At 67.3% G+C, this 12,662-nt stretch carries 10 protein-coding genes and 1 pseudogene; 7 read left to right on the forward strand and 4 right to left on the reverse strand.

Annotation, left to right across the window (positions count from 1 at the left end; all coding sequences use genetic code 11):
* Positions 1–47: 47 nt before the first annotated feature.
* The 4 genes from G6N61_RS00790 to G6N61_RS00805 all read left to right on the forward strand — a co-directional run bounded on the left by G6N61_RS00790 (position 48) and on the right by G6N61_RS00805 (position 4,083).
* Positions 48–497, forward strand: coding sequence for a DUF6924 domain-containing protein (locus G6N61_RS00790; RefSeq protein WP_163916300.1), 450 nt, complete (start codon positions 48–50; stop codon positions 495–497).
* 135 nt (positions 498–632) lie between these two features.
* Complete coding sequence (locus G6N61_RS00795; RefSeq protein ID WP_163916302.1) at positions 633–1,523, forward strand: LysR family transcriptional regulator; 891 nt, start codon at positions 633–635, stop codon at positions 1,521–1,523.
* A complete protein-coding gene (gene eccE, locus G6N61_RS00800; RefSeq protein WP_163916304.1) occupies positions 1,520–3,280 on the forward strand; it encodes a type VII secretion protein EccE in 1,761 nt (586 codons plus the stop codon). Before G6N61_RS00795 ends, eccE begins: the two co-directional genes overlap by 4 nt.
* Entirely contained in the window at positions 3,277–4,083 is an 807-nt protein-coding gene (locus G6N61_RS00805; RefSeq protein WP_163916306.1) for a DUF5336 domain-containing protein, read from the forward strand. The genes eccE and G6N61_RS00805 overlap by 4 nt, the downstream gene beginning before the upstream one ends.
* On the opposite strand, the gene G6N61_RS00810 is transcribed toward G6N61_RS00805, so the two are convergent.
* Both G6N61_RS00810 and eccA read right to left on the reverse strand, forming a co-directional pair.
* Positions 4,069–5,154: a MinD/ParA family ATP-binding protein gene (locus G6N61_RS00810; RefSeq protein WP_407666233.1), complete on the reverse strand. Its 1,086-nt coding sequence runs from the start codon at positions 5,152–5,154 to the stop codon at positions 4,069–4,071. The two genes, G6N61_RS00805 and G6N61_RS00810, sit on opposite strands and share 15 nt — an antisense overlap.
* Positions 5,155–5,169: 15 nt before the next feature.
* Positions 5,170–6,966 carry a type VII secretion AAA-ATPase EccA gene (gene eccA, locus G6N61_RS00815; protein ID WP_163916308.1) on the reverse strand — a complete coding sequence of 599 codons (1,797 nt, stop codon included), beginning with the start codon at positions 6,964–6,966 and terminating at the stop codon, positions 5,170–5,172.
* 116 nt (positions 6,967–7,082) lie between these two features.
* Between eccA and G6N61_RS00820 the strand changes: the two genes are divergently transcribed.
* From G6N61_RS00820 to eccB, 3 genes are all read left to right on the forward strand, one after another.
* Positions 7,083–7,400 (forward strand): hypothetical protein, encoded by a 318-nt coding sequence (locus G6N61_RS00820; protein ID WP_163916311.1) that lies wholly within the window; start codon positions 7,083–7,085, stop codon positions 7,398–7,400.
* A gap of 8 nt (positions 7,401–7,408) precedes the next feature.
* Complete coding sequence (locus G6N61_RS00825) at positions 7,409–7,753, forward strand: YbaB/EbfC family nucleoid-associated protein (RefSeq protein WP_235887081.1); 345 nt, start codon at positions 7,409–7,411, stop codon at positions 7,751–7,753.
* Between the two features lie 210 nt (positions 7,754–7,963).
* Positions 7,964–9,445 carry a type VII secretion protein EccB gene (gene eccB / locus G6N61_RS00830; RefSeq protein ID WP_163916315.1) on the forward strand — a complete coding sequence of 494 codons (1,482 nt, stop codon included), beginning with the start codon at positions 7,964–7,966 and terminating at the stop codon, positions 9,443–9,445.
* Between the two features lie 3 nt (positions 9,446–9,448).
* Here the strand turns inward: eccB and eccD are convergent, their stop codons facing one another.
* On the reverse strand, positions 9,449–10,930 hold the full coding sequence (gene eccD, locus G6N61_RS00835; RefSeq protein ID WP_163916317.1) for a type VII secretion integral membrane protein EccD: 1,482 nt from the start codon (positions 10,928–10,930) through the stop codon (positions 9,449–9,451).
* Between the two features lie 6 nt (positions 10,931–10,936).
* Positions 10,937–12,346: pseudogene (locus G6N61_RS00840) on the reverse strand (AAA family ATPase); the annotation flags it as partial.
* Between the last annotated feature and the right edge of the window lie 316 nt (positions 12,347–12,662).

The raw sequence follows: 12,662 nt of genomic DNA on the forward strand, positions 1-12,662 counted from the left end.
CTTTGGCGATCCGCGCGGACGCCGACTATCGCAAGGGAGATGGTGACATGGGTGTGCAGTTGGGTAGCAGGAACTTCGATCTGCCGCTTGAGGACTCGTTGCTGATCCGGCTGGATTTCACCGACGACGAGGCCTGGCGTGCGGTGTGTCAAGCAGTGCAGAAGCCCACGCCCGACGACGGATTCGTCGGCTTCTTCGACTTCGTCGACGAGCGGGCCCTGGATGGCACCGATGTCGACGAGCTCATCGCGCTGTTGCCGGACGAGACGTTCTACGTGGCCGATTCACGAACCACGTCCGATCCCGAACTTTCGATCCTGGTCGTCGGCTACGCCGCCGAGGACGACTCCGAGGAAGCAGCGCTGGTGCCCAGCTCCTTCCGCGTCATCCCCTCGGCCGCCTGGATGCCCGAGAACAACTTGAGGATCGGCAACATGGACTTCGAGGAGTTCCTCGACTCCGTGGACGAGGACGGGGTGCTCCGCGGCGTCGACTGAGCCTGCGTCGGTGCGTGGATTCGGCCCCGTTTACACCCGATGACGCTGCGGCTCAATAGGTGCACGGCTTCCGAGAAATACTGCGCAAGAATGCGATTAGTTTCATTGAAGGTCGTGTCAGCTACGGTTCACGGCATGGCGACGCTGCGGGCACTCCAATGCCTCGTCGCATTGGTGGAGCACGGTTCGATCAGTGCCGCGGCGGCGGCGTTGGAACTGTCCTTACCGGCGTTGTCGCATCAGATCGCGTCGTTGGAGAAGGAACTCGGCGCTCCCGTGGTGGAGCGGCAGCGGCGAGGCGTGCGCGTCACCGCCGTCGGGCGTGCCACTGCGGAGGAGGCGCGCATCGCTCTGCGTGCTGCCGAGCAGGCGGTCACCGTGGGGCGGCGGGTGGGCGGCGAGGCCGGTGACCGGCTGCGCATCTCCTGCGACGAGACGATGACGGCCTGGCTGCTCGCGCCGATCCTCAGGCGTTGGCGCGCGGCGCGGCCCGACGTCCAACTCGATCTGATGGAGTTCACCGATTCAGCGGCCGCCCTGGCTTCGATCGACGAGGACCGGGCCGACGTCGCGATCGGAGCGCATCACGCCCGCACGACCGGTCTGGTCACCATGTTGGGCGAAGAAGACGTCGTCGTGTTGGCACGGTTGGGGCATCGGTTCGCCGATGGGCCGGACGTGGCCATGACGGAACTGAGCACCGAGCCGTTCGTGCACTACCACCCAGCCGATCCGTTCGCCGAGTGGATCGACCGACACGCCGCACTCCACGACGTCGTCCTCAAGCCCATGGTCCGTACCCGCAGCCCCAATACCGCTGCGCAGCTGGCCATCGCCGGACTCGGGGTGACCATCGTCCCGGTATCCGTACTGCACTCCCTCCGCGTGGGGGTAGCGCGACCGCTGAGCCCCAGGCTCGACCGCGAAGTCGTGGCGGTCGTCTCCCGGACGCCACATGTCCTGGCCCTGGAATTCCTTGAAGACGCCCGCCAGCGGCGCGTCCCCGGCTGGCGGGTTCCCGCATGACGTGGCGGAGACCGGGGTTGGATCCGTCATCGGCACGGCCGGACGCCGCTGCGCGCTCGCGACTTTCGAAGTCCGCGGCCATCGCGCCCCAACGGGTACTGCCGCTGCCCGGTCTACTGGTCGTGCAATGCGCTGCGCTCGCGGGGTTCGCGGCGGCGCTTCTACTGAACGTGTCCGGCTCGTACCTCGCAACCGCAGCCGCCGCCGCGACGGCGGCGGTCGTCATACCGGTCCGCGGGCAGTCGATCGTCGGCGCGGTCCGGGATCGGGTCGCCTTCCTGCACGACAGACGGCGGCGGCGCAGACGTCCCCCACCGTCACACGAGCCGTTCGACGCCGATCAAACCGACGGTACGAAGATCGGATTCCGCTGGGACGGGGAGGTTCTCGTCTCTGTCCTGCGCATCGGGGCCAACCCGCAGACGATGACCGTGCTGGAACCGGCGTCCGTGGTCTCCGGTGAATCGGTGTCGGCGGCCGTACTGGCCGAGTGTCTGGAACAGTTCGGGATCGCGCTGGCGTCGATCGACGTGGTGAGCCAGGGATCCAGGTCTCACGGCCGCAGCCGGATAGCGGCGATCTACGACGCCGTTCTGGGGCCGCTCCCGGCCATCGCCCGGCGATCGGTGTGGGTGGTGGTCCGCTTCGACCCCACGCTGTGTGCAGATGCGATCCGGCGACGCGGCGGCGACTGGCAGGGCATCGTGCGCACGGCCTCCACGGCGACTCGGCGGGTCGCCAATCGCCTGGCCGACGCGGGATTGCACCCGGAGCTCGCGACGGCGAGCGAGATGACCGATGCCGCCGCGGATCTGGCTCACGGAGCCGACCTCGACGAGGTGGACGAGGAATGGCTCACCTGCCGCCACAGGCGACTCCAGCTTCGGAGTTTCGTCTTCGAGCCCGCGTCGTTCACGAATGCCTCCCTGGGCCGATTGTGGTCGGTTCCCAGTCTTTCGACCACGGTCTGCGTGTCGCTGCGGCGCACCGATCGCAACCGACTACTACAGCTGCGTGGCCTGGTGCGGTTCGCCGATCACCAGCAGATCCGTCTCGACCTCGCTGGCCTGGGCCCCCTTCCGGGTAGTCAGTACGCCGCACTGGCGGACACCCTGCCGATACCGGCGCCGCGACGGTCCGTGCGGCACTGGGTGGTCGGCGCTAGCGAGCAGGAACTCCACGACCTGCTGTTGCCGGTTTCGGGCTGCGGACAGGTGATCGGGGCCGATCATCACGGGCGTGCCATCGCTCTTCCGCTGTTCGGTCCTGGGGTTGATCGGGTGGAGATCTGCGGCACACTGCATCTGGCGCAACAGGTGGTGTTGCGATCGATCGCCCTGGGCGCCCGTGTCCACGTGCGCACTCGCCGGCCCTCGTCCTGGCAGGTGATGGCGAACCAGGTCGGCGATCGGGATCGCCTACGCGTCCTGGGCGACGAAGAGGCCGGGGGCGACGCCACAGACGCGACCTCGTCCGAGCGCGATCGTTCGGTCGTGGTGTTCGACGGCACATCCGAACGTCCGGCATCCACCGGTGGCACAGCCGTCGTGGTTCGCCCGGCTCACGCCGTGCCCTCAACGGAGGCCGACGTCAGCCTGGTCCTGCTCGATCACGATCGCGACCTGGTGCGCGTCGGCACCGCGGCGGGGTCCACCGTCGTCACGATGGTGGCGACGGAGGACGAGATGCGATTTCTCAAGCCCGTCGTTCGGCATGTCGGATCGGCGACGCCGATTCCAGCAGGAGGGCCTTCATGACGAATCCGCCGGAGCATCCCGTCCATGCCGGTCCCGCCGACTTCTTCGACTGGACCTCCTCGGCGATCGAGGCGGGCTCGAAGAGGAACCGTCTTCGTGGTTCGTTGTGGGCCGCGGTGGTGGTGCTCGGCCTGGCCGCCTACGGGGTGGATTTCTTTTCACCCGTGTCGCTTGGCATTCCAGTACACCTGCCGGTGTTGGCCGCGGGCATCGCCGCCGTCGGCCTACTGCCCCGGCAGCGGGTGCATGGCTGGCTCGTCGCTCCGGTGGCGGTGACCGCGTTCCTCGCCGCTGTCACGACCTGCGTCACGTCCGGTGGGGTGGATTGGACGCTCGTCGCGATCACCGTGCTCGACGGGCTGCAGTCACTGGCTGCAGTCGGGGCACTGCTACAGCACGACGAGTACACCGAATCCGGCGGACGCAGCGACCATATGCCGGACTACTCGGCCTACGCCAATCTCACGCTCGCCTATCAGGCCTATGCGGCGCATTATCAACGATCGGCGGCGACGCAGAGCACGGCGGGCCAGGGGGCGGGCGACGGCCGGGCATCGGCGGCCGCACCGGCCCGCGCGGCGGGGACCGGGAGCGGCGCGACGACCCACTCCTTCGAGGACCTCCAGGCCAGGTACCTGCAGTACGGCGCAGGCGACTCGCCGCCGCCGGCACGCCATCCCGGGTCCGCCGCCGCCCCGGCCGGGCCGGCGATACCCGGCGCCGATCACGGCAGCGCGACCCCTACGCCGTATCGACGTCAGGACGACTCCGGGGGCCGCGGCGTCGGCCTATCGGGGCATTAGGCCGTCGGCGCGGTGGCGCTTGTGGCCGAACGCATCGGCCATCGAGGCAGCGACGTTCATGTACTGCTGGCGGGTCTTCTCGTTCATCGCCGACTGCACGATCTCACCGCCCTCGGCGAGATGCTGGTCGTAGGGGACGGCGAACACCGAGCGCACCCTCGACTCGAAGTGTCGACTGAGCTGGTCGAGATCGATGGGAACGCCCCCCGGGCGGGCCGAACTGAGTACCACGGTGGCCCTGGCAACCAGCTCGGCGTAACCGTGATAGTGCAGCCAGTCCAGAGTCGCCAGGGCGCTGCGTGCCGAATCGATGGCGGGTGATGCCACGACCACCAGCGCGTCGGCGGTGTCCAAGACACCTCGCATGGCCGAATGCGTCAGGCCCGTACCGCAATCGGTGAGGATGATGTTGTAGAAGCGATCCAGGATGTCGTGGACGACGCGGTAGTCCTCTTCGGAGAAGGACTCGGAGATCGCCGGATCCCGCTCGGAGGCCACGAATTCGAGTCGGCTCGAGCTCTGCGAAGTGTGCCGACGGATGTCCGAGTAGCGCATCAGCTCGCCGTCGGCCATGAGATCGCGCACGGTGGATTGAGTCTGATTCGGCCCCCGTTGCGCCAACGTCCCGAAATCGGGATTCGCGTCGACGGCGATCACCCGGTCGCCCCGCAGCGACGCGAACGTGGTACCCAGACAGACCGTGGTCGTCGTCTTGCCCACCCCACCCTTGAGCGAGAGCACCGCGATGCTGTACGAGCCCCGCACCGGTGCGTTGATCCGCTCGACGAGCGCCTGTTCGTTGACCCGTGCGGACGACTCACCGGGGTTGAGTAGGCCGCCGGTGAAGCGGTGCAGGAGCTTCCGCCAGCCGCGGTGCGGTGTCACACCGCTGCGCCGCTGGAGGCCGAGTTCGTTGGCCGCAGGCGCGATCCCGTCGTGGCGGCCACCGAGACCGGCCGCTCTCGCGGTGAAGCGGGAGTCGATCGGGCCGGTGGACGGTTCGGACGGGTCGGACGCGGTGTGCTCCACGCCTCGGTGCCTACCGGGATTGGATGGCGGATTCGTGGACACGGCGGGGATCCTTCGTCACGTGAGGTTCAGGGTTTGGAGAATGCCGCCGAGCGCGGCCTTCATGTCGCTGAGTTCGATGAGTGTGAGGACGTCTTCGTCGAGGCTGCTGAGTTCCGTATCAACGCCTTCGGTGAGGCGGTAGGCGCGTTCCTCTTCGGCGGCCTCGATGACGTTCCGCACGAAACGGCCGTTGCCCGCCAGATCGATGTTGGAACGATCGTTGCCGTCGTGGTCGACCGACGTCGTGGCGCACAGCTGTGCGCAGACGTTCACCAGTTCGTCGTAAGCGGCCGACGACAACTCGGAGTCTCGGGACTTCGCGGTGAGCCTGCCGATGTCGCCGAGTTCCGCTGCGGTGTAGGACGGAAAGCGGATGCGCTTGGTGAAGCGCGACGACAGTCCCTCGTTGGAGGCGAGGAATCGGTCGATCTCCGCGTCGTAGCCGGCGATGATGACCACGAGGCGGTCGCGGTCGTTCTCCATCCGAGCCAGTAGGGTGTCGACCGCCTCACGGCCGAAGGCGTCACCCCCGGACAAACCGGTCTGAATCAGGGTGTAGGCCTCGTCGATGAACAGCACACCGCCCATGGCGCTGTCGATCAACGCACTGGTCTTGATGGCGGTACTGCCCAGATGCTGGCCGACGAAGTCCTGTCGCTTCGCCTCCACGACGTGGAGTCGTTCGAGAAGGCCTAGCCCGCAATAGGTCTGGGCGACCACCCTGGCGACGGTCGTCTTACCGGTGCCGGGGGGCCCGGTGAAGGCGAGGTGCAGGCTGCGTGACGAGGTTCCGAGCCCCTTGTCCTCTCGTAGCTTCGCCAACCGCACGCCGGATCGGAGTTTCGCCACCTGCATCTTGACGTCGGACAACCCCACCTGACGATCGAGCTGGTCCTGCGCCGCCCGCAGGTGCTCGTTGTTGCGTTCGGTCATGTCCTCGGCATCGAGGTCCGCCGCGGACGACGCGCTGCTCGGATCCCACTTGTCGGTCCGTGATTCGATGCCCTCCTTCGTCGTGACGACGAGGCGGAACTTCGGATCCTGCAAGGCGGTGTAGTTGGCCTCGAACCCCGGCTCCTCGCTGTAGATGCGTTCGAAGATCTTGCGCGCCTCCGCTTCTTCGCCCATCTCGCGAAGCGTGAGTCCCTTGCAGAACTCGGCGGCTCGTCGCGCCGCGGGAATCGGGCCCTGCATCGCCTGGTCGAGGCGGCGTATCCCCTCCCCGAAGAGACCCATCTGCGCACAGGCGGACCCCACCATAAGATGCGCGCCAGCAGCCATGTACTCGTCGACGAACGACGACGAGTCGGCCAGCGCGGTCAGGACGTCGGGCCATCGCTGCGTGGTGAAGTGCAGGATGCCGTGAAGGTAGGCGTGTATCTCGCTGCCCGCCGCGTCGGGCGCGGAGCCGACCTCGAGGAGGGTGCGCTCCGCCTCCCCGTAGTCCTGGCCCTGAATCAGGCTGGCGGCGTAGGCAAGCTTGATCTCGGTCAGCGAGCTGAGCGTGTAATCGAGGTAGAGGCCGGTCTCGAAACGCCCGCTGAGGGTGCGCGGTGCGAGACCGAGGCGGCGTTGCTCCCGTCCGAGTAGCCCGCTGGTGCGGTGGAGGTGGTGAATGACCTCCGGGGTCGACTCACCCGTGGCCGCTCTGCCCAGCCACGCATCGCACATGTCCGGGTCGTACTCGGTTGCTCTGGTGAACGCCATCGCCGCGTACTCGACGTCGCGTTCGACCTCCAAACCGTCGATCGCGATGCCCATGGAGAGCACCCCGGCGTCGAAGACGCGCTGCGCGCTTCCATCACCACTCATCAGTGTTCCAGCTTCCACTCGATCGGACTCGGGCACGTGCGGCATCGCCAACCCGTCTTCATCGTACTAAGTTGACGGTCACAGGATTTCGGCACTTTGCGAGGTATGAGGATGTCATGAACCAACCGCTGCAGTCCCCCAGTGGGGGCATCGTCGTCGTCACCACCGAACGGGGGCTGCCGACCGCGATCAAGCTGGATCGACACCAGCTCAAGACCGCGCCTGCGCACTTGGCGCGTGAGATTCTGGCGCTTTGCCAACTGTCGGCCAAACGGGCCCAGGTCACACGCCGACGGGAACTGACTGCCCGCGGTTTCGGATCGACGGCTCTGGCGCCTCTGAAACTGACCACCGAAGCCGAGCTGGCGGTCGCCGAAGCCGAGGTCTTCGGCGGCACCGAGTTCGAACCCCACCCGAGCGCGGGCACGAGATGACCGACGGGTTGGCCGCCTCGCTGCTCGCGCGCATCGACGAGCAGCGGGACCTGATCCAGGCCCTGCACGACGAATGCCAGTCGATTACGGTGCGCGCCACCAATCGTGATCGCTCCGTCAGCGTCGAAGTCGACGGCATGGCGGCTATGACCGGCCTCTGGCTCGGCGAGACCGCGTATCGCAACGGCGCCGACGACCTCGCACGACAGATCGTCGACACCGCACAGGCAGCTGCCAAGATCGCCGCGGACCGGCAACGCTACCTCCTCGAACGATTCGCCGAACGGCTCTCAGTACTCGAGCGAGCACCGCTAAAGCGCTCCGACGGCAGTACTCACCAGCCGTCCGAGTGACGAGCCGCTAGTCGCCACTCAATGAGCCTGAGGCCACCCTGGACCCTAGCCTGATGCCGTCCGGTCCGACTGCGGCTGCGCCATGAAAGTTTTGACGACCGGCCGTGAATCATGCGAATGTGCGCTTGATCGGCCATGTCTCGCAACGGGTCCGGCTCCTAAGATGAGAAGGACGTCGAGATGTTCCGCAGAGGCTGATGGGGGCCACGAATGCCAGCTCAGGTGACGACCCGCGCCCAGGTCAACGGTTATCGATTCCTGCTTCGGCGATTGGAGCACGCTCTCATCCGTGGTGATTCGCGAATGATCCACGACCCCATGCGGGGCCAGATGCGCGCTCTCCTGGTGGGAGTGGTGATCGCCGTCCTCATCAGTGGTGCGGCAGGCGTCCTGGCGTTCATGAAACCATCCCCGAACTTCGGGCAATCGTCGATCATGCTCAACAAGTCCAACGGCGAGTTGCTGGTTCGAATCGGCGATCGTCTCCATCCCGCCCTGAACCTCGCCTCGGCTCGTCTGATCGTCGGCAAGAACGATCCACCCGGCGAGGTGGACGCCAAGTTCCTCAACACGGTGGCGCTGGGTCCGACGGTCGGCATCGTGGGAGCCCCCAGTGGAATCTACGGCGGGGACCAGTCGTCCACGGCGTGGATGGTGTGCGATGAGACGCGATTTCCGTCGGCCACCGGCGATGACGGAGCACCGTCGACGCGAACGACGGTGCTGGCCAACGACTCTTATCTCGACGGCGGGATCCAGGTGGCGTCGCCACATCAGGCCGTTCTCGCCACGGCCGGCGGCTCGACCTATCTGATCTACGACGGCGTCCGGGCGAGGATCGATCCGGCCAACCCGGTGCTCGTGGCGGCGTTGCGGCTGGACGGTGGGGAAACCCGCCGAGTGTCCCCCGGACTCCTCCAGTCGTTCCCCGAGGTCGATCCCATCGTCCCCGTCGCCATTCCCGAGGCGGGTGCACAAACCGATTATCTTCCGGCGTCTTACCGAGTGGGCTCGATCCTGCATACCAGCGACTCACGGGGCGAACAGCTGTTCGTCGTGCTGCCGGACGGCTTGCAACCGATCTCCGCGCCGACCGCCGACATCATTCGCTACGGAAACCCGCAGGCCGCAACCGCATCGGAGCCGACGTCGATTTCGCCGGCACTGGTCGGCCGGGCACCAATCGTTCACAGAATCCCCGTCGACAGCTACCCGATCACCTCACCGGATCTCGTCCGGTCCGAATCCAACCCCATGGTCTGCATGTCATGGCAGCGGGCCGTCGACGAGTCCGCGTCCACGTCACGCCTGGTGGTGGGTACCCACCTGCCGCTACCCGCCGCCGCCAGCCCGGTGGACTTGGCCACGTCCGACGGTGCCGGCCCCGGATTGGACGGCGTCTATCTGAAGCCCGGCACCGGCGAGTACGTCCAAAGCGTCGGCGGTGGTCCGGCTGACCGCCCCGTCGGACAGTTGTTCTACATCAACGATCTCGGCGTGCGGTACCACGTCGGCGACTCATCGGCCGCGGCGGCGCTGGGCTTGGGCGCCGATCCCCCGAAGCCCGCCCCGTGGACCGTGTTGTCGTTGCTTCCTCCGGGCCCGGAGCTCTCTCAGCAGGCGGCCCTGATGGCCCACGACGGGATACCCGCCGACATCCGGGGAGTCGCGCTCCCCGTCCCGCGGAACTGACGGTCAGATCCGCAGCTCGCGAAAGAACGAGTACAGACTGATGATCGAGCCGAGCAACGGAAACATCAAACCGATGGCCAGATACTCACCGAGCTCGACCCACCGCCGCATCACCGGGGAGAAGTCGACTCGGGGTGCCACCAACCCACAGGCCAACGTCATCACCATGAAGACGACGAGGACGACGGCGGCGTTCACCTGCCATCCGACGGCCAAGGTGGCCGTTTCGACGATGAGCACGAGCCCGATCACGAGGCCTCCGCCGATCAGCACGCCCGACTGTGCGAAATCGTGGTGGCTCCGCCCGCGCAGACAGAGCGCGGCAGCCACCACGACGACGAAAGTCGTTCCTTGCCAGGGTAGGCCCTCCGACACGTCGAGGGCGAAGTAGCAACCGACGACCGCCAGCACGGCCGCACCGGCGACCGTTCCCGTGAGATAGCCCCTGGCCCGCCGGACGCGATCGGCCATCCCCGCTTCGGTCGGGATCACCTGCTTGCCCACGGCGCCCACTCCCTCGACCGCGGTGCCGCCCTGGGTTTCGATGTCGTCGAGCGGCTCACCGGCAGTGGGCACACGGGGCACCGGCAAGCGGGACAACAGGATCGTGGCCCTGGGTGCGAGGTACACGGTCATGACGGCGACCGCCGCCAGGATCGATCCGACCACCCTGGGGTGCGGATCCAATGCCACCTGCGCCAGAACGGCGGGACCGCCGAGTAGCGCGAGCACGATCACCGTGGTGTGCAGCGCCGCAGCGCGGCCGGTAGCGAGCAACTGGATCAAAGCGGCCAGACCCACCACGGCCAGGGCCATCGGCAACGACGGGAATCCGTGTGCACCCGGCAACACGGACAACGCCCCACCGAAGATCAACGGAAGCGAGAGGAACGCGAATCCGTCGGAGACGCCCCGGCGGGCTGGTCGCAGCGAGGTCGCGCACGCGACCACGGCGCAACAGATTCCGACCAACAGAGTTGTGACGGCGGTGACGGGTATCGACCGCACCGCGGGTTCGGCACGACTGGTCAGCGGCACCAACGACGCCACCGCGCACAGCGTCACGCCAAGGCCGAACCACGTTGCCGGCCAACCGTGCTGATCGATCCACCGGTCGATCGAACCCTTTGCTTCGCGGGCGCCGTCGAGGTGGTCGACGAGAACCGAAGCAGCCGGTCCGTCGACTTCCTGGATCACCAGGATGTCACCGTCACGGACCCCTGCCTCTCCCAGCGAGCTGCGCGCGTCGATGACCTCTCCCGTCAGCCGCGCGAAGGTCCATCTCCCATCGGTGTTGTCGAATTCGACGTCCGTGCCGGCGAGCTGGACGCCTGCCATCTCGATGACGTCGCTCACGACCGCGGAAATGCTCACCCCGGCGGAAACGCCGATGTCCAGGAGCTGCTCACCGATGAGGATCGTGATGCGGCTGAGTTCCTCCTCCGGTTCGGAATCGCGATCCGCCGACGTTTGTGGTGACGTCATGCGATCTCAGTACGCCCCGTGTGACGCGCGCGCTCGCGAGAACTTGGCCGCCACGGCGGCGGCTAGCTCCAGATAGGCGGTGGCGGTGCCGGGTTTGAGCAGTTCGAAGTCGAAGTCGGCGCCTTCGGCGAGGTGGGGGTCGAACGGAATCACGTGTATCGAGCCGGAGCGGGCCTCGAAGTGCTCGCACACCTTGTCCAACTTCAACGCGGGCGAGCCGGGCCGGGATGCACTCAGGACGACCTGCGCGTCACGCACCAGATCACCGCGGCCGTGCTCGACCAACCAGTCCAACGTCGCCGACGCGCTGCGGGCCGCGTCGATCGCCGGTGAGGTGACCAATACGATGGCGTCGGCCAAATCCAGCACGCCGGTCATGGCCGAGTGCATGATCCCCGTCCCACAATCCGTCAGGATCACGTTGTAGTAATGGCGCAGAACGTCCATCGTGCGCCGGTAGTCGGTCTCGCCGAAGACCTCGGCCACCGCGGGGTCCTGCTCGCTGGCCAGCACCTCGAGACGGCTCGGTGCCATTCGGGTGTGGTTGCGCACGTCGGCATATCGTCGAATGTTGGGGTCCCGCAACAGATCACGCACGGTCGACGATGTCGACGCGTCCAGCACGCGCTCGGCGAGCGTGCCGCGATCGGGGTTCGCGTCCACCGCGATCACGCGATCGGTGCGGACCGTCGCCAGAGCAGAGCCCAAGCCCAGTGTCGTCGTGGTCTTGCCGACACCGCCCTTGATCGACAGCACCGCCACGCGGAAGTCGCCGACGAAGGGTTGCCGGATCTGCTCGAGTAACTCATCGCGTTCCCGATCCGCCCGCGACGGACCGAAGTTGACCAGGCCGCCGGTGAGCACGTACAGCACGCGTTGCCATCCCGACCGCGGCGTTTGACGATCGCGACTGAAAACCTCGGCTTCGTCGAGCGACGGCGCCGACCAGTGGCGTTGCGCTGTCTCATGTTGCTCCGGTGGGCGTCGAGACGGCCCGTGGCGCCTCCGCGACGAGCCGCGGCGACCCGACTGCCCCGGCGCCGGCGGCGTGGTCGATCCGGCGCCTGCCGGCGTCGTCGACATGTGCTCGTACGGCGGCATCCACGGCGGTAGCCCCTGCCACCCCGGTGGTGGCGGTGGCAGACCAGGTGGCCAACCCTGCGTCGACATCTGCCAGCCGGGTGGGGGAAGCGGCGGCGGGGACTGCCGATGCACCCCCTCCACGTCGGCCGGGTACGCGGGCCCTGGATCCGCAGTCGGTTCTTCTGACGGCGCATCACCCGAGAACGTGCCCGACGGCGTGGCGGCGTCGGGTCGATCGTCTAACGTCGAGCTCATCGAAGGTGCCCCCCGCTGCCAGGGTGGCAAGGCCATGCGCCGTGGGGGCGCGGCGCCGTCCACACCCTCCACATCCCGACCCGACTCGGTCTCGGGCGGCGGCAGTGGCGGCGACGAACCCGTCAGCTCGGTGGCGTCGTCCTCGCGGTACGGCGGAACCTCCTCCGCTTGAAATGAATCCAGAGGGTCGAAGTCGTCACCGAACCCCGTCGGCGGACCGGTCTCGTCCGCGGCCGCGGAGACGGCTTCGCCCATCGGTAAGCCCGGTCGTAACGGGCGTCCGGGTACGGGTGGTCGTGGCGCCTGCTGCGACGTCCGGCGGGCCTCCATCCGAGCCATCAGCTGGGCGGCGCGCCCTTCGACGTCGTCCAAGTCCAACTCCTCGCGTGCCGGC

The sequence above is a fragment of the Mycolicibacterium arabiense genome (genome assembly GCF_010731815.2).
Taxonomy (GTDB): domain Bacteria; phylum Actinomycetota; class Actinomycetes; order Mycobacteriales; family Mycobacteriaceae; genus Mycobacterium; species Mycobacterium arabiense.